General features: G+C 35.0%; 14 protein-coding genes and 1 pseudogene. 9 read left to right on the top strand and 6 right to left on the bottom strand.

The annotated features are described in order from the left end of the window. The first annotated feature begins 213 nt into the window (after positions 1-213). From ACZ0AH_RS13410 to ACZ0AH_RS13370, 9 genes are all read left to right on the top strand, one after another. Positions 214-3,219 (top strand): SusC/RagA family TonB-linked outer membrane protein, encoded by a 3,006-nt coding sequence (locus ACZ0AH_RS13410; protein ID WP_463476301.1) that lies wholly within the window; start codon positions 214-216, stop codon positions 3,217-3,219. Between the two features lie 16 nt (positions 3,220-3,235). Continuing rightward, positions 3,236-4,762 carry a RagB/SusD family nutrient uptake outer membrane protein gene (locus tag ACZ0AH_RS13405; RefSeq protein ID WP_463476300.1) on the top strand — a complete coding sequence of 509 codons (1,527 nt, stop codon included), beginning with the start codon at positions 3,236-3,238 and terminating at the stop codon, positions 4,760-4,762. An 82-nt stretch (positions 4,763-4,844) separates the two neighbouring features. Further along, positions 4,845-5,963, top strand: coding sequence for a cellulase family glycosylhydrolase (locus ACZ0AH_RS13400; protein WP_463476299.1), 1,119 nt, complete (start codon positions 4,845-4,847; stop codon positions 5,961-5,963). A 376-nt stretch (positions 5,964-6,339) separates the two neighbouring features. Beyond that, positions 6,340-7,362 carry a glycoside hydrolase family 43 protein gene (locus tag ACZ0AH_RS13395; protein ID WP_463476298.1) on the top strand — a complete coding sequence of 341 codons (1,023 nt, stop codon included), beginning with the start codon at positions 6,340-6,342 and terminating at the stop codon, positions 7,360-7,362. A 177-nt stretch (positions 7,363-7,539) separates the two neighbouring features. Next, the gene (locus ACZ0AH_RS13390; protein ID WP_463476297.1) at positions 7,540-9,360 is read left to right on the top strand and encodes a glycoside hydrolase family 2 protein; all 1,821 of its coding nucleotides are present in this window, start codon (positions 7,540-7,542) and stop codon (positions 9,358-9,360) included. A gap of 229 nt (positions 9,361-9,589) precedes the next feature. Then, complete coding sequence (locus ACZ0AH_RS13385; protein WP_463476296.1) at positions 9,590-10,618, top strand: glycoside hydrolase family 43 protein; 1,029 nt, start codon at positions 9,590-9,592, stop codon at positions 10,616-10,618. Between the two features lie 30 nt (positions 10,619-10,648). Further along, complete coding sequence (locus ACZ0AH_RS13380; RefSeq protein ID WP_463476295.1) at positions 10,649-11,821, top strand: aldose epimerase family protein; 1,173 nt, start codon at positions 10,649-10,651, stop codon at positions 11,819-11,821. Between the two features lie 339 nt (positions 11,822-12,160). Next, on the top strand, positions 12,161-13,138 hold the full coding sequence (locus ACZ0AH_RS13375; protein ID WP_463476294.1) for a glycoside hydrolase family 43 protein: 978 nt from the start codon (positions 12,161-12,163) through the stop codon (positions 13,136-13,138). Between the two features lie 343 nt (positions 13,139-13,481). Beyond that, positions 13,482-15,929 carry a TonB-dependent siderophore receptor gene (locus ACZ0AH_RS13370; RefSeq protein WP_463476293.1) on the top strand — a complete coding sequence of 816 codons (2,448 nt, stop codon included), beginning with the start codon at positions 13,482-13,484 and terminating at the stop codon, positions 15,927-15,929. Between the two features lie 244 nt (positions 15,930-16,173). Here ACZ0AH_RS13370 and ACZ0AH_RS13365 read toward each other — a convergent pair whose 3' ends face one another. The 6 genes and pseudogenes from ACZ0AH_RS13365 to ACZ0AH_RS13340 form a co-directional block, all read right to left on the bottom strand. Further along, positions 16,174-17,196: an LLM class flavin-dependent oxidoreductase gene (locus ACZ0AH_RS13365; protein ID WP_463476292.1), complete on the bottom strand. Its 1,023-nt coding sequence runs from the start codon at positions 17,194-17,196 to the stop codon at positions 16,174-16,176. Positions 17,197-17,303: 107 nt separating this feature from the next. Further along, positions 17,304-17,711 carry a DUF1634 domain-containing protein gene (locus ACZ0AH_RS13360; RefSeq protein ID WP_463476291.1) on the bottom strand — a complete coding sequence of 136 codons (408 nt, stop codon included), beginning with the start codon at positions 17,709-17,711 and terminating at the stop codon, positions 17,304-17,306. Then, positions 17,698-18,534, bottom strand: a pseudogene (locus ACZ0AH_RS13355) (sulfite exporter TauE/SafE family protein). The gene ACZ0AH_RS13360 and the pseudogene ACZ0AH_RS13355 overlap by 14 nt, the downstream one beginning before the upstream one ends. A 141-nt stretch (positions 18,535-18,675) precedes the next feature. Beyond that, positions 18,676-19,527 (bottom strand): thiopeptide-type bacteriocin biosynthesis protein, encoded by an 852-nt coding sequence (locus tag ACZ0AH_RS13350; protein ID WP_463476290.1) that lies wholly within the window; start codon positions 19,525-19,527, stop codon positions 18,676-18,678. Then, positions 19,528-21,732 (bottom strand): lantibiotic dehydratase family protein, encoded by a 2,205-nt coding sequence (locus ACZ0AH_RS13345; RefSeq protein WP_463476289.1) that lies wholly within the window; start codon positions 21,730-21,732, stop codon positions 19,528-19,530. Beyond that, positions 21,729-23,432, bottom strand: a complete 1,704-nt coding sequence (locus ACZ0AH_RS13340; RefSeq protein ID WP_463476288.1) for a S8 family serine peptidase — start codon at positions 23,430-23,432, stop codon at positions 21,729-21,731. Before ACZ0AH_RS13340 ends, ACZ0AH_RS13345 begins: the two co-directional genes overlap by 4 nt. Between the last annotated feature and the right edge of the window lie 93 nt (positions 23,433-23,525).

The raw sequence follows: 23,525 nt of genomic DNA, 5'->3' as shown, positions 1-23,525 counted from the left end.
ATAAATGATATTGATAATTTTTAAGGCTAAAAAATATAGTATCAATAAAATTATGTTTGAAAAAATACACCTTTAATAATTTTGAAATTAAATGAACACATTATTACTAAAGAGCAATATTAACTATTTTTTCGCTCGTATCAGAGATGATTAAATTTTTACAGCACATTTACAAAACCAACCAAAAAAGAAATTATCTAAAATGAAAAATCAATGAAAGCAAAGTTCACTCAAATTTTAAAGCAGAGATATTACCTCTTGTTTTTCTTTAGTTTATTATTACAGCAAACGTACGCACAACAAATTACGATTAAAGGCCGAGTTGCTTCGACAACCGGAGAAGCGATTCCGTTTGCTAATGTGTTAATCAAAAACACAACAAATGGTGCTGTTACAGATTTTGACGGAAGTTATTCGATTCCGGCAAAACCAACAGATATTTTGGTGTTTAGCTCGCAGGGTTACAAATCGAAAGAAGTCTCGATAAACAATCAAACTTCTATAAATGTTGCTTTGACACCCGATGCACTTTCATTAAATGAAGTCGTAGTTGTGGGGTATGGTACGCAGGCAAAAAAGGATTTAACAGGCGCTATTTCTATAGTAAAAGCCGAAGAAATTCAAAAAAGACAAATTACAACAGTTGCTGACGGATTGCAGGGTCTGGTTACGGGCGTAAAAGTTCGTGGCGGCGGAAGACCCGGACAGGAAGCCAATATTGAGATTCGTGGTCTTAAAAATCTTCAAAACACAAACCCATTATACGTAATTGATGGTTTGGTTACCTCTGCAAACCGAGATTTTAACCCGAATGATATTGAAACGATTCAGGTTCTTAAAGATGCATCTGCAGCGGCAATTTACGGTTCAAGAGCGGCAAATGGTGTAATTATCATCACGACTAAAAAAGGTAAAAAAGGACCTCTTGTAATAGAAGCTTCTGCAAAATCAAGTTTTACGTCTATTCCAAGATATAGTTTAATGAAAACAGAAGAGTTTGCAAAATTAAACAATCAGGCGTATGATAATGCCGGAATCCCAAGACAAAACCTGAATATGGCTGTCGATACAGACTGGCAGGATGAAGTTTTTGAAAACGGATTGATTCAGGATTATAACGTAAGTGTTGCCGGAGGTGGCGAGAACTCTTCGTTTTTTATGTCGGGAAATTATTTTGGAAATGACGGAACCGTTGTGGGAACTGATTTTGACAGAATCTCTTTCCGTGTAAATTCAAGCGGATCAAAAGGAATTTTTAGTATTGGTGAAAATTTAGCCATCAGCAATTCTAAAACAGATGAAATGTCCGGAAATCCAATTATTGATGTGTACAGATTAACACCAACAATTCCGGTTTACGATGCTTCTAATCCTGGAGGTTATGGTTATGGAAAACAAGGTGTTGCAGATACTTTTGGTACAAATCCGCTGGCACTTGCCGATTTTTCTAATGCTACAAATGAAAATTTCAGAATTAGAGGAAATGTCTGGACAGAATTAAAATTTGCGCCGTGGTTAAAATACCGTTTCAATTTAGGATATGAAACTAGTTTTGACAGCTATAATTTCATGAGAAAATTAGGAAACTGGACTTTAAATCAACCAGCAGAACAATCATTTATCAACCAAAATAAAGGAAGATCTGAAACGCTTCTTTATGAAAATACGCTGACTTTCAAAAAAGCATTTGGCAAACACGATCTTACAGTTTTAGTGGGACAAACTTTTCAGAAAGACAATTACAACCAAATTTACGGAACAAAAAGAAATCTTTTGGTAAACCCAAGTACAGGTCAGTATTTTGATGTTTTGGATTTAGGAGATTTACCGGAAGTTGGTGGATTTAAAAACGAAGCTGCCTTAACTTCATACTTAGGAAGATTAGAATACAACTACGATAATCGTTATTTATTTAATGCCGTTATCAGACGTGACGGTTCATCAAAATTCAGCGATGAAAATAAATGGGGCAATTTCCCTTCTGTTTCTGCCGGATGGAGATTAAGCAACGAACCTTTCTTTAAAGTGGATGCTATTAAAGATTTAAAATTTAGAGCAAGTTACGGAGAATTAGGAAGCGGAAACATCGGAAATTATGAGTATCAGGGTTTCATGAATACTTTTGGAGCCATTGTTTTGGGCGACGGACAAACTTTGTATCCATCTGCAGCACAGGTAAGATTAGCGAATTCGCAATTGCGTTGGGAAAAACTGAAACAAACCAACTTTGGAATTGATTTAGGTTTATTAAACAATGACTTACGTTTTACAGGAGATTATTTTATAGCACGTACAGAAGATGTATTATTTGGTTTCCCAATTTTATTTACAACTGGAAATGACGGTGGAAACCCGATTTCTAACGCTGCAACTGTAGAAAATAAAGGTTTTGAATTAGAATTGGCTTACAGCAAAAAAATCAATGATTTCTCTTTTAATGCTTCGATCAATTTTACAAAATTAAACAACAAACTGGTTTCATTAGGAAACGGACAAAACGAAAGTATTCAGGGAAATACCATCACAAGAGCCGGAAATGCAGTAGGAATGTGGTATGTGTTGCAAACTGACGGATTATTTCAATCTGCAGCAGAAGTTCAAAACTACAAAAATGCTGATGGAAAAGTAATTATGCCAAACGCGCAGCCCGGAGATATTCGTTTTAAAGATGTTAACGGCGATGGCGAAATTACAAACGAAGACAAAGACATCGTAGGAAGTCCGTGGCCGGAATTTGAAATGGGATTCAATGCCGGAGCAGAATACAAAGGTTTTGATTTTTCTATGAACTGGATTGCATCTCACGGAGCTACTGTTTACGACGGATTTAGAAGCGTTGTGGACCGTTTTGATGACAATAGTAATTACAGAACAGGAATTCAGCCCTGGACGCCTGAAAACCCAAATACTGATTTTCCTAGAATTGTAAAAGGAACAACTTTGAACTCAAGAGGAGACAGCGACAGATTTTTAGAAAGCGGCGATTTCATCCGCCTGAAATACATTGGTTTTGGATATAATATTCCGCAAAGTGTTTTAGCTAAATCTGGTATTACAAGAGCAAGATTAACATTGTCTGCGCAAAACGTGATTACGATTACGAAATACAAAGGATTGGATCCTGAGTTTAGTAATCCTAATATTTTTGAAAGAGGTGTTGATAACGGCGCTTTCCCAAATTTACAGACGTATTCTTTTGGTGTTGAGTTTAGCTTTTAATTTTAAAAAAATAGCAATGAAAAAAATAATAGTAATAACGGCAGTTTTAGTTAGTCTCATGTTCACATCTTCATGCGATAATGAGCTTGAACTAACCAACCCAAATGCGCTGACAACAGATCAGTATTGGAAAACCGAAAGTGATGCACAAGCAGGCGTAAATTCTGTTTATGCGATGTTTTATAAAGACGGATTATGGGCAAGATGGATTTATTTCCGTTTGGATTTAACCTCTGATGAAGGATTTAGCAACAGCCCGTGGACAGAACTAGCAGACTGGACAAGATTTAATTATATCAATTATAATTTCTGGGAAGGAAACGTAGTAACGTGGAGAGATACGTATAAAGCTATTTTTAGATGCAATCAGGTTTTGGCAAATGTTCCGAATATTACTTTTCAGAACGAAGAAAATAAAAAACAAATTCTGGCTCAGGCTAAATTTTTAAGAGCGTTACATTATTATTATGCAGCGGTTTTATGGGAAAACATTCCGATTGTCTTAACGCCGTCATCACCAAATGATTTACCGGAACAAAAAAATGTAACCGAAGTTTGGGCTCAAATCGAAACCGATTTAAATGAGGCTTTCGCCGATTTGCCAACAGACTGGGCATCAGACCAAACCGGAAGACCGGATAAAGGTGCTGCAAAAGCTTTTCTGGCAAAAGTATACATGCAACAGCACAAATGGCCGGAAGCAAAAGCGGCTTTAGAATATTTAATTTCTGGTCCGGGCGCTAAATACAGTTTGGTTTCGAACTACAAAGACAACTTTACAGACGCTAACGAAAACAACAGCGAATCTGTATTTGAAATTCAGTTTGGAGATCAGAGAAAAGGAGGAACAGACGAAAGCCAAAGTGCGGCAGTTTCCAGCAACCGCGCTCAGTTTTTTGCGCCAAGAAGTATTGGATGGTCTGACGGACAAGCTCGTTTTTGGCTGGTAAATGCTTTTAAACAAGAAAAAGATAAAAACAACGGAATCGATATCCGATTAAAACATACTTTATTTTATCCTGGTTTATTGGCTGATTTTGGTGATAAAGTATACGGTAAAGACTGGCAATGGGGCGCTGATGAAGCGTGGTTCAGAAAAGGGGCCAGAGATTATTACAGAACAAACGAAGATTATTACAATCAGGTCAATTACAGATTGGTTCGTTATGCAGATATTTTGCTTCGTTATGCAGAAGTTTTAAACGAAACAGGCGCTACTGCGCAAGCGTATCAATATGTAGATCAGGTTAGAGCGCGTGTAAACATGAACACTTTAGCCGTTGCACATCCTGAAATTGGCAACGATCACGATAAATTTTTAGAAAGATTAAAAACAGAAAGAGTTCTTGAATTGGCTGGCGAAAGTGTTCGTTGGGAAGATTTAAAACGTTGGGGAGATTTAGATTCTCAGGCTTCTGTAGATAAGATTTCGCTTCGTGATCCTGATTTCAAAAACTTTACAGTTGGTAAAAATCAAAGATTACCAATTCCGCAGGTAGAAGTAGAGAACAATCCAAACTTAAAACAACACCCAGAATATTAAAAACATTTTTAAGGAAATCAGACCTCAAAATCTGATTTCCTTATCATAAAAGAACGATTGTTCATACTTAAGAAAATTTATAATGAGAAAGATAAAACTGTATCTAATTTTAGTGTTAGCCGGACTATTATTGTTTAGCTGCGATAAAAAAAGAGAAATCTGGACAAAAGAACAAGCCAATGAATGGTACGGAAAACAACCGTGGTTAGTTGGTGCCAATTATTACCCAAGTACAGCCATTAATCAGTTAGAAATGTGGCAGGCCGATAGTTTTGACCCCAAAAGAATCGATCAGGAATTAGGCTGGGCCGAAGATATTGGCATGAACGTAATGCGCGTTTACCTGCACGATTTATTACACAAACAAGATGCAAAAGGACTTTATAAACGAATGGACACCTTCCTGCAAATTGCCGAAAAACATCACATTAAAATTTTATTTGTTTTGTTTGATTCGTGTTGGGATCCGTTTCCGGCATTAGGCAAACAAAGAGCGCCAAAACCTTTCACACACAATTCAGGATGGGTGCAAAGTCCGGGACAAAAAGTGTTGAAAGATTCTTTGCAATATCCTCGTTTAGAGAAATATGTAAAAGAAACGGTTTCAGAATTTGCAGCTGACGATCGTATTTTAGGCTGGGATGTATGGAACGAACCAGATAATATGACCGGACCATCTTATGAAGCAGTTGAAATTAAAAACAAAGCCGAATTGATTTTGCCGTTGTTAAAGAAAGTTTTCGTTTGGGCAAGAGCAAGCAAACCGTCGCAACCGTTGACATCCGGAGTTTGGGTAGGAGATTGGAGCGATCCTAAAAAAATGCTGCCAATGCACAAACTGCAAATCGAACAATCAGATGTGATTACGTTTCACAATTACAATACACCAAAAGATTTCGAAAAAGTAATCAAGCAATTACAGCGTTACGGAAAACCATTAATCTGTACGGAATACATGGCAAGACCAAACGGAAGTACGTTTGAAGGCTTTTTGCCAATTGCCAGAAAATACAATGTAGGTATGATCAACTGGGGATTAGTAGACGGAAAAACCCAAACCAAATTTGCCTGGGACAGCTGGACTAAAAAATACGACGCAGATCCTGAAGTTTGGTTTCACGAAGTATTTCATACGGATGGAACGCCATACATAAAAGCAGAAACGGATTTGATCAGGAAAATGACTAGCGCAAAAAATTAGAAAATTAGTCAATTAGAAAATTAGTCAATTAGAAAATTAGTCAATTAGAAAATTAGATAATTTTTGATGCGAAAAATTTAAACACATAGGAACATAGATTTTCTGATTCTCGTTTAATTTCTTTTTTAAAAAAGGTTACAAAAAAAGCAAGCTTTCACACATAGCAATCTATGAGCGTTATTACAAGTGAAACGTCTTTTACGCATACCAAAAAGCTATGTTTCTATGTGTTAAAAAAAATAATTTTAATCATTTAACCTATGGCAAAATAATTAGAATATGTATCAATTAGATAATTAACACAGTTGCAGAATTATCTAATTATCTAATTGGCACATTGACACATTTTCAATTGGCACATTAACACATTAAACTTATGATGAAACAACTTATTTTTCTGGGAATATTGTGGATTGGAATTTCCGCGAAAGCGCAACAACCAGATCCGCCGGGACAAGTAAAAGGCAGCGAAAAACCGAAGAACGAAGCTTATTTATTTGCGCACATGACGCACAGCGATTACGGCCGATTGTATTATTCAGTCAGTCTTGACGGATTGCATTGGGATAATCTGAACGACGGAAAACGAGTTTTTGAAGATTATAAAGGACATCCGGATATCTGCAAAGGTCCTGACGGAAGATATTATATTGCCGGAAATACAGGCGATGATGCCAAAAGTATCAACATCTGGGTTTCGGAGGATTTAATTACCTGGAAAAAACACGCTGATTATACGCCGGATTTAAAAAGTACGCCCGATTACGCAAACGCTTTACAGCGAATTGGTGCGCCAAAATTATATTACGATAAAGATTCTCAAAAGTTCATTATGACTTGGCACACGCCACATCTGGACGGAACAAAAGAAGATCCGGAACAGTATTGGGCTAGCCAGAGAACGTTGTATGTTTTATCTAAAGATTTAAAAACTTTTGAAGGAACCCCAAAACGTTTATTCGATTGGGATATGGGAACAATTGACGTTTTTATCCGTAAAGTTGGCGATTCCTACTACGCAGTTCTTAAAGATGAAACCTACCCAACTTTGTATTGGACAACCGGAAAAACGATCAGAATTGCAAAATCAAAATCACTTTTAGGCCCTTATTCTTTGCCCCAACAATCGATAAGCCCCAATTTTAGAGAAGCTCCCATGTTGATTCCTTCTCCTGATGATAAAATTTGGTACATGTATTACGAACAATATCCCGGAGTTTCATACGGATTATCGATTGCAGATAATTTAAACGGACCTTGGTTTCAAGCGTCTGGTTATACTTTTTTTGCCGATTGGGATAAATACAGTTTGCCTGAAAAAGTACGCCACGGCTGCATGATTTCGATTTCAAGAAACGAATATGATAGTCTGGTGAAGAAATTTGGAAAAAAGTTATGAGTTATAAATTATGAGTTTTGAGTTAGGATTTGAATTGAACTATTAATTCATAATTTATAACTCAAAATTCAAAAGATTTGGTTAGTTAAGTTAGTTTTTGTAATTGCCAGGTTATAAGGGAAATATAACCTGGTGATTTATTAGGATTAAAAGAAAAAATCGTAGAAAATATATAATATGAAGAATAAAATAACGTTTTTCCTATTCCTTTTTTTTGGAGTTATGGCAAGCGCACAATGGAAACCACAGGGAGATAAAATCAAAACAAAATGGGCAGAACAAGTCGATCCGGCTAAAACATTACCAGAATATCCCCGTCCGATTATGGAGCGCAGTCAGTGGAAAAACCTGAATGGTTTATGGAATTACGCCATTCAGGATTTTGGAAAAACAGCGCCTTCAAAATACGACGGACAAATTTTGGTTCCGTTTGCTGTAGAGTCCAGTTTGTCGGGTGTTATGAAACAAGTGGGAGCCGAAAAAGAACTTTGGTATGAAACCAATTTCAGTTTAGATTCAAAATGGAAAGGGAAAAATATTTTATTGCATTTTGGCGCGGTTGACTGGAAAACCGAAGTTTGGATAAACAACATAAAAGTAGGCTCGCATACAGGCGGATATGCGCCGTTTTCGTTTGATATTACACCATTTGTAAAAAAAGGAAAAAAGCAGAAATTAGTGGTAAAAGTTTGGGATCCGTCAAACGATGGAACGCAGCCGAGAGGAAAACAAGTTAAAAATCCCGAAGGAATCTGGTACACGCCCGTAACCGGAATTTGGCAAACAGTCTGGATAGAACCTGTCAATAAAACTAGTATTACCGAATTAAAAATCACACCAAATATCGATCAAAACAGTGTTACTGTAAAAGCAAATGTTGCCGGAGCAGAAGCAGGGGATTTTATTGAAATTTCGGTTTTTGACGGTGGAAAAGAAATTGCAAAAGAAAAAGCGGTTGTTGGAGAAAATTTGGATATTGTTTTGAATAATCCAAAATTATGGTCACCAGAAAATCCTTTTTTATATCAGACAAAAATCAGTTTAATTAGCGATGATAAAGTAGTTGATGAGGTAAAAAGTTATTTTGCCATGCGAAAAATTTCGTCCAAACGTGATCAATTTGGTATTTTGAGAATGCAGTTAAACAACAAAGATTATTTTCAATATGGCCCATTAGATCAAGGCTGGTGGCCTGACGGATTATATACTGCGCCAACAGATGAAGCGTTGAAATATGACATTATCAAAACCAAAGAATTAGGTTTTAATATGATCCGCAAACACGTAAAAGTAGAGTCGGAGCGCTGGTATACCCATTGCGATGAATTAGGAATTTTGGTTTGGCAGGATATGCCAAGCGGTGATAATCAGCCGGTTTGGCAGAATACGATGTATTTTGAAGGAAATGAATTAAAAAGAACCGCAAAATCAGAAGAAATCTATAAAAAAGAATGGAAAGAGATTATGGATCATTTGTATTCTTATCCAAGTATTGTGGTTTGGGTTCCGTTTAACGAAGCCTGGGGACAATTTAAAACCGTTGAAATTACAGAATGGACGAAGAATTACGATCCAAGCAGATTAACGAATTCATCAAGCGGAGGAAATCATTTTCAAACTGGAGATATCTTAGATTTACACAATTATCCCGAACCTGATTTGTATTTATATGATGCCCGCAGAGTTACGGTTTTAGGAGAATACGGCGGAATTGGTTTGCCTCTTGAAGGGCATTTGTGGCGCGCCAATGACAATTGGGGTTACATTAAATTCAAAAATGAAGATGAAGTTACGGCTGAATATATCAAATACGCCCAAACCTTGAAAAACCTTGTAAAAACAGGGTTTTCGGCAGCAGTTTACACGCAAACAACTGATGTTGAAGGTGAAGTAAATGGTTTTATGACCTATGACAGAAAGGTTGATAAAATGGATTTCAAAAAAGTAAACCAAATCAATACAGAAGTTATTGACGTTATAAATCAAAGAAGTAATTAATATTATATTTAGTCTGCGTATTTTTTGTCATCCCGATGAACGAGGGATCTTCGTAAGTAGCTCGACAACATTGGCGATTTTCTATGTAGAGTTTCTTGTGGAGATCTTTCCTTCGTCAAGATGACAAAATTGCGGGTAAAATAGAACATAGCCCAAAGTTTCAACTTTGGGACTTTGGGACCACAAAGATTGGCGACAAAGAACTCACGCCCAACAATAAAATAATAAAATGAAAAAATACTTAATTCTCTTCCTTTTCGCGATTGTTTCAATGACTTACGCTCAGCAAAAAACATTCTCGAATCCGCTTTTGCCTTCGGGCGCAGACCCATATAGTACGTATTACAAAGGATATTATTACTATACGAATACGCTGCAGGATCGTTTGGTTTTGTGGAAAACAAAAAGTCTGGCCGATTTAAAAAATGCCGAAAGTAAAGTGATTTGGATTGCTCCAAAAGGAACCGATTATTCCGGAGATATCTGGGCACCGGAATTTCATATGATCAACGGAAAATGGTATGCTTATTTTGCCGCAGATAATGGCGATAATAACACGCATAGAATGTATGTTTTAGAAAATAAAGCATCAGATCCGTTTAAAGGAAATTGGGAATTTAAAGGAAAAATTGCCGCAAAAACAGACAAATGGGCGATTGACGGAAATATTTTTGAGCACAAAAAACAGCTTTATATGATTTGGGCCGGTTGGGAAGGCGATACAAACGGACAACAGAATATTTACATCGCCAGGATGAAAAATCCGCTTGAAATTGAAGGCGACCGCGTTATGATTTCTGCACCAACTCATGTGTGGGAAACACACGGAGCTTTGCATGATGATGTAAATCCAGCTCAGGTAAATGTAAACGAAGGGCCTCAGTTTTTATCCAATAAAGATAAAATTTTCATCGTGTTTTCGGCAAGCGGATGTTGGACCGATTATTACGCTTTGGGATTATTGACCTTTAATGGCGGAGATAATTTATTGGATGCTTCGGCATGGAAAAAATCAGATGAACCAATCTTTAAACAATCAGATACGACTAAAGTTTATGCTCCCGGACATAACTCGTTTTTTAAATCTCCAAACGGAAAAGAAGACTGGATTTTATACCACGCCAATTCAAATCCGGGTGAAGGCTGCGGCAATAAAAGATCGCCAAGAATGCAAAAAATAAGCTGGGATGCTAACGGGCTTCCGGTTATAGGAGAACCTGTAAGTGAAGAAACAAAACTGGCAATTCCGGCAAAATAATCTAGTAAAGAACATTTTAAAATTATATAAATGAAAAACATAAAAATCGCAGGCGTTTTATTGCTGGCACTTTTTCAATTTAATTGTAAAGACAATAAAGAGGAAGTCACAACGTCAAAAGAAACACCTCATGAAATCACAACAGATTCTATAAAACCGGTTTTAGCAGCCAAAAACTTTGATACGATTATTGACGGCAAAAAAGTCAATTTATATTGGATAGAAAACAAAGGAATTAAAGCGGCTTTTACCAATTATGGAGGAAGATTAATAGGACTGTGGGTTGCGGATAAAAACGGTAAACAAACCGATGTTGTGGTGGGATTGAACAGCGTAAAAGGCTTTAAGAATTCAACTGAACCTTATTTTGGAGCTACAATTGGAAGAGTTGGAAACCGTATCGCAAAAGGACAATTTACATTGGAAGGGAAACAATATCAGGTTCTGTTAAACAATGGCAAAAATGCTTTGCACGGCGGTATAAAAGGTTTTCAGGATGTTGTTTGGGATGCTAATAAAATCAATCAGAACTCTTTGACTTTTAGTTATGTTTCGCCAGATGGAGAACAGGGTTTTCCCGGAAATTTAACCGTAAAAGTTACGTATACACTTACGGACAACCAAACCATTAAAATGGAATATGAAGCAACAACGGATAAAACAACACTTGTCAATTTAACCAATCATGCTTTTTTCAATTTAAACGGAGAAGGAAGCGGCACGATTTTAAAACATGAACTACAAATTTATGCCGACAAATTTACGCCGGTTGATGCTGGATTAATTCCGTCAGGAGAATTGAAACCGGTACAAAATACACCTTTTGATTTTACGTCAAAACATACTATTGGTGAACGCATCGAAACCAAAGATGAACAATTGAAATTTGGCGGAGGATACGATCATAATTACGTATTAAACGGCACAAAAAAGAACGGTCTGAATCATGCTGCAACGATTTCCGGAGATCAATCAGGAATTACTTTGGATATTTATACTGAAGAACCTGGACTTCAATTTTATAGCGGAAATTTTATGCAAAGTAAAAATACGTTTAAATCTGGTGCAAAAGATGATTTTAGAACGGCTTTTGCCTTAGAAACACAGCATTTTCCGGATGCCCCAAATCAGCCAAAATTTCCTTCTATTGTTTTGAAATCAGGACAAAAATATCATACGGTTTCTTATTATCAGTTTCTGTGAGGTAGGTTTAATTAGGAAATGAGATAATTAGATAATTAGATAATTAGAGAATGAGGGAATGTGATGTTAGACGCGATTTTGTCATTTCGACCGAAGGGAGAAATCACACTAGTAGCTCGATAAAGATTGATTATTCACTATGAGGAATTTCGTGTGTGATTTCTCCTTCGTCGAAATGACAAGATTGTCGATTATAATTGCGTAGGACGGATTAAAATCCATCCCTACAATATGATTTGTTCCTATGGAACGCTTTTATAAAATTCCGTAGGAATGGTTTATTTTGTAGCGACGGATTTTAATCCGTTGAAAAAAGAACAATGCTAAACACCAATTTAAATGAAAAAAATAACAACTCTAATAACTTCATTATGCGTTTTCGTAGCTTGTTCCCAAGACAAGAATCCAACAAAAGCGCCGATTGAAACTGTATCAAGAAATATTTTTGTAGCTGATCCTACTATTTTCTATAATAAAGGAACCTATTATTTATACGGAACTACAACAGGAAATATTGCGAATGGCGAAGGATTTTTAGTTTATACATCTACAGATTTAAAAAAATGGAGTGAACCTTCAGGCGCTCAAAACGGATTGGCTTTGAAAAAAGGGGATTCTTTTGGTGATAAAGGTTTCTGGGCGCCACAGATTTTGGAATACAACAAGAAGTTTTATATGATTTATACCGCAAACGAAAACATTGCAATTGCGAGTAGTGATAGTCCGCTTGGACCTTTCAAAAATGAATCTAAAAAGCCAATCATTGAAACCGGAAACCAAATTGATCCGTTTATTTTTATCGATGAAGATGGCAAAAAATATTTGTATCATGTAAGATTAACAAACGGAAACCGAATTTTTGCAGCAGAAATAAACGATGATCTTCAAAGTATAAAACCGGAAACGTTGACAGAATGTATTTCAGGAACATTACCTTGGGAAAACACTGAAAACACAGCCTGGCCGGTAACCGAAGGGCCAACGGTTTTAAAACACGATGGTTTATATTATTTAATTTATTCGGCTAATGATTTCCGTAATCCGGATTATGCCGTGGGATATGCAACCAGTAAAAGTCCGCTTGGACCTTGGGAGAAATCAAATAATAGTCCGATAATCAGCAGGAAAAATGTCAATCAAAACGGAATAGGTCACGGAGACATTTTCTGGGATAAAAACAACAAAATGTATTATGTTTTGCATACGCATTTTAGCGCAACAGAAGTTTCGCCCAGAAAAGCTGGACTTATTTCAGTTGACTTTAAAAATAATGAATTAGTAGCAGATCCTACGAGTTTTGTTTTTTTGAAGAATTAAATTTCTTTACTTCCTAAATATTAAAACAGCAGATGTCTTTAAGGCATCTGCTGTTTTTCGTTTTAAGCTTAAAGAAGTCTTATTTTGATACTATAAAAACTTATGGAAACTTTTAAAAATCATGACTCTGTTATTTTTGTAGTTTTTGGTTTGGTTCGTAAAAGCCAATTCCATCATAATGGACTTTTGTTTATAAAATTTAAGTGTGGGATTTATTAGAGATAGGATAATTTTCTTAACTCTTTTTTTGTAATTTATTATATTTATTTAGATTGATTAAAAATAGTTTGGATAACACGATTTTAGCTCTTACTTTTGCGTTAAATTTAAAAACCCTAACCAAATGAATGTAAATAACATTACAAAAGTTTTACTTTTTGCTTTTCTTTTGTGCTCTCTAACTGTGATGAGTCAGGATTCAGGAAAAGTAATTGGTAAAGTTTCCTTGAGTGGAAATGCACCTGCAGCCAATATTTCAGTTATATTGAATGGAACAAGATATTCAGCCGTAACAAATGAGAACGGACAATATGAAATCAAAAATGTAAAACCTGCAACGTATACTATTAGTATTAGTGCTGTAGGAATTCATAAAATCGAGGATAAAATTACCGTAACGGCCAGACAGACTACAACTAAGAATTTCACACTTTCTGAAAGGCAGGAGGATCTTGATGAAGTTATTATTACAAAAAATAAATACAAGCAAGACAAGCCTTCATTGTCATTGCGTCTTCAAACACCTATTTTAGAAATTCCGCAAAATATTCAAATTGTAAGCGGACAAACTTTAAAAGATCAGCAAATTATCAGCATGAGCGACGGAGTAATTCGTAATGTGAGTGGTGCTGTACGTTTAGAACACTGGGGAGATATGTACACAAATATTACGATGCGTGGTTCTCAAATTCAGGCTTTTCGTAATGGTTTTAATGTTGTTTCTTCTTTCTGGGGACCGCTTACTGAAGATATGAGTTTTGTAGATCATATTGAATTTGTAAAAGGACCGGCTGGATTTATGCTTTCGAGCGGTGATCCAAGCGGACTTTATAATGTGGTTACTAAAAAACCAACCGGAATTACAAAAGGAGAAGTATCTGTACTTGGAGGAAGCTATGATTTTTACAGAGTAAGTATTGACCTTGACGGGAAATTAGATAAAAAAGGAAAATTGCTTTACAGATTTAACGGAGCGGCACAAAATAAGGGTTCTCACCGTGCATTTGAACACAATGACCGTTATGTGATTGCTCCGGTAATTTCATATCAAATTGATGATAAAACAAAAATTACAGCCGAATATAATTTTCAGTATGCAAATATGACCGAAGTTGGTTCGTACTATGTTTTTGGACCTGAATCTGGCGGATATGCAACATTGCCAGTCGGTTTTACAATGACACAGCCAGGATTGCCAGATACCAATATTCAGGATCACAGCGGATATTTGATGTTTGAACATAAGTTTGATGACAACTGGAAATTAACGGCTCAGACTTCTTATTTCAAATACATTCAGCAAGGATATAGTTCATGGCCTGGAGTTGTTGGCCCGGGACCTGTAGACAGAGATTTTGACGGTGTTCCTGAAGGTACGATCGAAGCTGGAGAAATTATCAGAAACGTTGGTATTTGGGATGCAGAAAGTAATATGTATTTAGGACAAATATTCCTGAACGGAAAATTTAATACTGGATCAGTTAGTCATAAAGTTTTAGGAGGTGTCGATTTAGGAAGCAAAGATTATGCAGCAGATTGGGGACAATCTCATGATCTTGATACGTTTGATAATCCGTTTAATGTTTACAATCCAAATTATGGTACACCGTCTAACGGATTACCAAATTTTGATCATACAACACCACTTTCTATAAGAGCCAAAAATGCCGGAGGTTTAATGTCAACAGATTATGCTGCAGGTTATGTTCAGGATGAACTTGGATTTTTTCAAAACAAATTAAGATTAACGCTTGCCGCGAGATATACCTGGATTAGTCAGGCAAGTTGGGGAGGAGCTCCAATAGCAGATTCTCATATTACGCCACGTGCCGGTTTAAGTTATTCCATTACTGAAAATTTAGCTGTTTACGGATTATACGATCAGGCGTTTACTCCGCAAGCCGGAATTATAAAAAGTGGCGAAAAAGTAAAACCGCTTACCGGTAACAATGTTGAATTTGGAATCAAAAAAGACTGGTTCGACGGTTCATGGAGTACTACTTTGGCCGCTTACAGCATCTTGAAGAAAAATGAACTTACGGGAGATCCTGCTAATACGCCGGGACAACAATTTAGTGTTGTTTTAGGAGAAAAAAGAGCTCAGGGAATTGAGTTTGATTTAAGAGGTAAAATCTTTGATGGCCTTAATTTGATTGCAAATTATGCTTTTACAGAATCTATTGTAAATGAAATTGATCCTGCAGTTTCAATTGCAACCGGAATTAAAGAAGGCGATATTGTTCCCGGATATTCAAAACATGTTGCAAATGCATGGTTGAATTATACTGTTCCTTTTGGTAAATTAAAAGGATTTGGAACTTCTATTGGAGGAACTTTCCTTGACGGACGCCAAACAGATACGTGGAGCGCTGGACTTCAAAAATTGCCTTCTTACTTTAAATTGGATGGAGGTTTATCTTATGAAACCGGAAAAATAAAAGTGACTGCGAATGTTTTCAATATTTTGGATAAATATCTTTACAGTGGTTCTTATTATTCTTATCTAACGGCATATTACTGGCAAACTGAAGCACCTAGAAACTTTAGGGTTGGAGTAACATATAAATTCTAATTTTTTAGCCCACGGGTTTGACGGATTTAAACGGGTTTACACTGATTTTTATTGAAAAAAAATACACGTTTAATTTGAGTATAAAAGAAAAAAGCATCAGTTTCAACTGATGCTTTTGTGTTTAATATTTTTTGTTTCACGAGATTTAGATAGATTTAAGCAGATATGGCTGATTTTTTATTAAATAAAGACCAGCGTAAAAATCTGTTTAAATCCGTATGATCCGTGGGCAAATTCACCAAGCTTATCCTTTTTGAATCAGAGGAATAACTTTTGCACCAATAAGTTCTATTGCATTCATTAACTGAGAATGTGTAAGTCCTGCATTATCCATTTGGAATGTAAATCTTGAGATTCCGCCAAGTGATTCGCTGTGGCGTAAAAGCTTTTCGGCAATACGATCCGGACTTCCAACTACAAGAACACCATCGTCATCAATTAAGCCATCAAATTTGGCTTTTGTAACAGGCGGCCAACCGCGCTCAAGTCCTAATTTTGTCCAAAGTTCTGCATAGCCCGGATAATATTCTTCCATGGCTTTTTCAGTTGTATTTCCAACAAAACCAGGCGAATGTAATCCCACCTGAAGTTCTTCGGGTTTAAAACCAGCCGCTTTTCCGGCTTCTCTGTATAAATCTACTAAAGGTCTAAAACGATGCGTTTGTCCTCCAATAACAGCAACCATTAAAGGTAAACCAAGACTTCCGGCTCTGACAAAAGATTCCGGAGTTCCGCCAACGCCCAACCAAATAGGCAATTTTTCCTGTAATGCTCTTGGATAAACCGGAAGATTATTTAAAGGTGCGCGAAATTTACCGGACCAGGTTACAAATTCATTGTCCCTGATTTGAAGCAATAAATCTAGTTTCTCTTTAAAAAGCGCATCATAATCATTTAAATTATAACCAAAAAGGGGATAAGCTTCAATAGATGAACCTCGGCCAACTACAATTTCGGCTCTTCCTTTTGAAATTAAATCAAGCGTAGCAAAACTTTGATAAACCCTTACAGGATCTGCGGCGCTTAAAACCGAAACTGCGCTTGATAATTTTATGCGGCTTGTTTTAGCAGCAGCAGCACTTAATATTACAGCTGTAGCCGAATCTAAAAACTCTTTTTTATGATGTTCTCCAATTCCAAAAACATCAAGTCCCGCCTGATCAGCCAGTTCGATTCTTTGAAGTAATTGTTCCATGGCATCAACACTACTCAAAGTATTGCTATTTCCGTACATTGCCGAAGCAAAACTGTCAATTCCTATTTCCATTTTTTTTTTAGCTTTAGGCTTTATTTATGTTAAGCTTTAGGCTTTAGGCAATATGCTTTAAGGTTTTAGAAAGCCTACAGCTTATGGCTTAACGCCTATAGCGTTTATCAATGTGAAAATCCAAACGAAACACTTATTAAAATGATCAAAATAACGATCAATGTAATAACTACATATAGATAATCTTTCTCCAGAAGGAAAGAAAATAACGATAGTAAAACCCGCAATACAGGCGTTAGAAACAAAAGTATGATTCCAACAAATATTAATGATTCGCCTTTTCCCTGAATGGCGCCCTTATAAATTGATGAAATAACTTCAAAAATATTGCGGTCATTTTCATGAAAAACAGAGTAATTTTCGATATCCGAATGATGTCCCAATAAATAGACAATTCCACCAATAAAAGCTACTGATAATGAAGTCCAGACGCCGTAACGCAATAAATTACCTATTATAGTCTGAAAATCTTTTTCTCCAAATTTTTCGCTCTGCATAACTTTAGATTTTTCCATTAAGTCCGTTATAAATCATATTAACTGCAAGTACAAAAATCAGGCACGCAAAAAATATTCTTAGTTTTTTAGGGTTTGTTTTTACCAATATTTTGGCTCCGGCCATAGCACCAAATAAAACGCCAATGACAACAGGCATACAAATTCCGGGTTCGATATATCCTTTTTGAATGTAAATTACAGAACTAGCCATTGCCGTAACACCCATCATAAAATTACTGGTTGTGGTAGAAACCTTAAACGGAATTCTCATAATATTATCCATCGCAATCACTTTAAAAGCACCGGAACCAATACCTAATAATCCCGACATCATTCCGGCGATCCCCATCATTCCAAAGCCGCCAACTACATTTTTGGTTCCGTAACTGATAAATTCTCCGTCGTGCGAAGGATAAGTTCCCTCTAATCTTAGTTTTTTGGCTAACGGACTGGATTCTAAAACAATATGTTCTTCTTTTTTGCGAAGAGAATTTATAGCGGAGAAAATCAAAGTAAGTCCAAATAAAACGGCGATGAAAGAGGTAGGAGCGATGGTTCAAAGCAATGCTCCGCAAACAGCACCAATTGTTGTGGCAATTTCGAGAAAAATTCCCAAACGCATATTCGTAATTCCTTCCCTGACATATGCTGCGGCAGAACCGGATGAGGTCGCAATTACAGAAACCAAAGCTGCACCAATTGCATAATGAATATCAACACCCAGAACAACTGTTAAAAGCGGAATAATAATAATTCCGCCGCCTAAACCTGATAATGAACCAATAAAACCTGCTAAAAAAGCACCAAGAATCATAATCAGGGTAAATGTAAGTACTGTCATTCGGATGAATTTTATTTAAGGCTAATTTACGAATTGAAATTTTGTGGAGAAATGTTTAAGGGCTTAAAAAAACCTTAAAAATAATCAGTCGTAAAATTTACGGCAAAAAATAAGATAAAAGCTTAACAGAATCTCTCTGATCTATTGGTTTTTATAGTTTTGAGTTTTGTAATAACGATACAAATGATCGTAAATAATCAATTCATACGTTCTTTGTTTAGAAGTATATTGTCTGTTAATCATCATATGGATGTGACTTGACAGAAAAGAAAAAAGCTGGATTTGAATTTTATCTTTAATTTCTAAAACCTTTTCTGAAATCTGAATTTGTTTTTCTGCTATAATTTCAAAAAAATCAGGAAAGTCTTTTTTTGCTTTTTCAGTTAAAAAATATTCTATTTCCGAAGATAAATCTCTATAGTTTTTATCAAGTTCTTTTTTTACTATTTTATCGGCTTCAAATTCTTTTTTAAATGAATCCTGCAAACTATTCATTAAATTATATTTTTCTAATACCGATAAAGAAAAAGCATTTAAAAAAGAATCAATAGCACAAAAACTGAATAGAAGTGCTGATTCTTTTTTAGGAAATGTTTTTTTTATTGAAAGATATTGAAGCGTCATTTCGCTATCCTTCCAAAATAAAAATTCGGAATCTTCGATTGTGTTTTCGCCATATCTTTCCAATTCCCTTTTATAAGTATCCGTTTGAATATTCCAGACTAAATTCTCCTGAAGTAATTTATTTATAACGGGATAAAGAGCATTAATGATTTTAGATAAATTCTTTTTGTCTGCTGTCAAAAATCGAATTCTAAAGTGTTCATCCGTGTCTTTGTATCGAATAAAAAACCATTTTTGGATAAGATTCTTTTTTTCTAACTTTGCTATAATGGGATACAATTTTTCAAGTAAAATAAAATCCGCTGTTTGAACACCTGTATAAATTTTATAGTACAGCCATTCACTTCCTAAACAAAAATTTCTTTGCATTTATACTTGTTCTTTGTAAAATGATACTATAAATTGATTGGTAAAGCCTTTTCCTGTGCTGTTTTTTACAATAGATTCTTCGGTAAACAAGAATTCTTCTAAAATAATTTTGTCTTTATTGTGAGTTGATTTTAAAAACAACTGAATTCCAATTTCGGTTTGAAAATCAAATAATAATGTATTATCAGAATCGGCCCAATTTACAAAACGCGGTATCTTTTTAGTGATTCTCCAATTCGAAAAAGTGTCAAATAAATTAGCATCTTTTAATTGTAAAAAAGGAGTTAAATCTATTTTATTAATAATCCATCTGGCTTTTGACAATATGATTTCTTTGTATTCTACTCTTGGAAAATAGTTGTAATGTGATTCTAAAATTCCCCAATTAAAACTATAAATGGGTTTTGTATTTTGTGCTTGCAAATCGCATAAAAAATGATAGAGCGGCAATGAATTACCAGAAAAATTATGGGCGTTTGATAAGCAGGGAATAACTTCTTTATCAAGTTTTTTAGACCGCAATATCATTTTATCTTTTTTGACAGAGATGAATAAGTCATTTAAGTCAATAGTATTTTTCTTTTCAACGCCTGAATTTGCTAAATAGGCTATTTCATAATTTCTTAAAACCGGCCTGCGTAAAATATTCCCTATTCTGGATTGTGGAATATGAACAATTTCGGCCAAAATTTTATCCTGATGATAGTTTTCTTCTTTTTGAATTATTTCTTCGGTTAGCTTATGAATCTCAGGATTTCCATTACAAAATCTCCCCAAAAATTTTGCGGCACTTATAGTTCCTGAAGATTCAATTGCTAACTTTTCATCATTGTAAATTTCAATCATTACTGATAATGTAGCAGGAACATTATCAAAGTTAGTATTGAAATCAGGAAAATCATTTTCTGATAAGTCTATTTTATTATCCTTATTTGAAAAACATTCCTGTAGTTTTTTTTCTAAAATTGAATGATAGGAATTCCATTCCTGATTTTCATTTTTATTTTTTTTTGATTTAAAAGAAAAAGCTTCTAATATTTCATGTGCGTCATTCATATCCTGATTTAAGGGATATCCTAATCCTGCTTCTGTATCTAAAACCATCATAAGAGGCATTTCCTGCGTTTCATATCTTTTAGAGAATGCATTAATGAAATTCTTAAGATTTTTAGATTGGTTTTTCGTTTGAATTCCGTTTAAAAATTGAAGCGCGTGAGATACTTTCTTTATACTATTTTTGTTTAAACTATTTGTTATTACAGCAGTATTTAAATCGGTTTGAAAAAGGTATTTTTCATCATATTCAAATCCTTGTTCCTGAATATTTTCTTTTATTTTTTGATATTGGTTTGCCGTGGGAATTAAAGAAATGTCTAAATCTAAAATTTGTTTATATATGGTTTCTAAAAATTGATATTCTTTTTTTAGATCCGGGATATTTTTTAAAATGGATAAAACCCTGTTAAATTCGTTATTGCCTGTTACGGCAGCATCTAATTCGCTCACTAAAAATTGAAAATCTATAAGGTGAATGATAAATTCACGGGCCTCTTTTTTTTCAGAATCGTTATCAGCTAAAAGCGAAACCATTTCGTCTATGGTTAACCCTGATTTTGCTTTCAGCATTATTTCTTTTAATACTTTAGATTTTCGTAACGCTGTAATACTATGTTCACGCTTTGTTTTGTTGAACTTGTATTCTATATATCTGTAAAAATCACCAAACTCATAAATGGATGAATTTGGAAAATATTTTAGATGAGAAATTATTATTTTTCTTGCAGCAATATTTTGTAATAATGCGACCCAAAACTGCATATCAAACTGTGTAAAACGTTTATGCTTTTCAGGCAAGTCTAACACAACATTAGTTTGAGCATTTATACAGCCAACAGCACATCCGGCAAACAAACCAAATGGCGTACATCGCGAAGAAATTCTTGCAATGTATTTTAATAATGTTAATTCTAAAGTTGATTTCTTTTCATGAAGTAAATCAATATCTGAATCAATCCATTTATCCAGCTCTTGTACCAATTCTGGTGAAGCGAGATTAATAGCTTCTCTAATTAAAGGCGTTTTATATAAATCAATGGCTTTTTCCCGAGAATAATTCGTTGAAAGATCCAAATAAAGCGATAAAGGAAATAAGGGTGTTCGAACTACATAGTTTGAGAAAGGGGAAATTTTAAACACCTTTTTCATTTTCTCTTTTTATTAAGCTTTTCAGCAAGTTGCATAGCGCTATAAACATTTAAGACTTTTCCGGATTTGGATAATTCCGAAAACGGAACTTTTTTATCTTTTGTTCCCGGTACTATGACTTCTAAATCATAAGCAGTTCCGGAATCCAGAATAATTTGCTTAACCTGTGCGGCTGTAAAATCAGGATAATAAGACCTGATTAATGCTGCTGTACCGCATACCATTGGAACTGATAATGAGGTTCCGGAATCATATTCATAAGTATTAGCAGCTGAGGTAGAATATACTTCATCTCCCGGAGCAAATAGGTCTACATTTTGTTTTCCATAATTAGAAAAATCAGATACAAAAGTACTGTCTAATCTATGCGTAACAGATCCTACAACGATAAAATTAGAGCAAAATTCCTTGTTATTCTCAAGGGTAATATCATTTGGATAATATAGTATTTTATCACTGTCATTTTCTGCATTGCCGGCACTACGAACTAAAAGAACATCGTGTTCTTCTGCGTATTTAAATGCTTCTATCATCCATTCTTTATGCAAAGCAAATTGATTGCTAAAAGACATATTTATTATTTTGGCACCGTTATCTACAGCATAATGTATGGCCATGGTAATATCCTTGTTGTTTTCGTCTCCCATTGGGGAAATGCTCAAGGGCATGATTTTTACATTTTGTGCAATTCCTTTTATACCAATGTTATTTTCTCTGTTTGCGGCAATAACTCCAGCCATTTTAGTACAATGATCCTGTATTGGCCTATGTCCGGCTTTGTTATTACTAACATTATTATTGCCATACCCTTTTTCTAAAATATCAGGATTGTCACCTATCAATAGGCGTTCATTATAATCAATATTCAGGCTTTTGTTTACAATAGAATCAAGTTCGCTTTGTTTATCGATGACGTCTTGTAACGTATTTTGATCAACTTCCATACTTACCATCATATAACTGATTAAAGCGCCCAGATCCTTGTCATTGTCATCACGTCTTTGTCTGTATCTTTTATCGTTTATTTTATATTTTTTATATAAACTGTCTAATTGGCTGTAGGTGTAATCTTCTTTAGGGAAAAAATATTTCAACGTATCTTTTACAACGGGAAATATGGCAACATGATGATCCAGTGACTTTAGCCAATTTTTATAAAACTTATTTTCTTCGTCTAACTTTTTTACCGCTCTGTTATATTCGTTATAGTTAAATAAATCTTTAGCATCAATTTGAGATTCTGTTTTATCTTTAAACAATGGTCCCCATTCTTTTATAATACGTGCATATTCATATTTATTCCATACCACATAACCTCCGCTTTTAGTTCCTATAAAACTCCAGCCATTAACGTCATCAATATAGCCGTTATGGTCATCATCGATACCATTACTTGGAATTTCTTTGCTGTTTTTCCAAAACTGTCCTTGAAGATCCTCGTGATTTATATCAATTTGGGTATCAATTACAGCAACAATAATACTTTTATTTTTGGGTTTCTTTTTGTTTAAACGATACCATTTGTCTAATGAAATTCCGGGAATAGAATCTTCTTTAGTGTCTTTTTGGTACCAGGTTTGCATTTCCGATGGAGTTAGTTTTGTTTTAAAAGATACTTTTTCATTAACATGATTTGAATCTTTAATACTAGTGCAGGCTATAAAAAACAAAAGTAAAAATATGCTGAAAAATAATTTCATTGGTTATTTCGGAAATCTCAGGTTATAAAAAAGGAGTAATTTTCACTTTACAGTGCTGCTATTATCAAATAAATATTGCCTAAAAAAAATCTT

The organism is Flavobacterium sp. AC105 (assembly GCF_979258495.1).
Note: the sequence above shows the minus strand (reverse complement) of the source record. Positions and strands in the feature narration are given on the sequence as shown.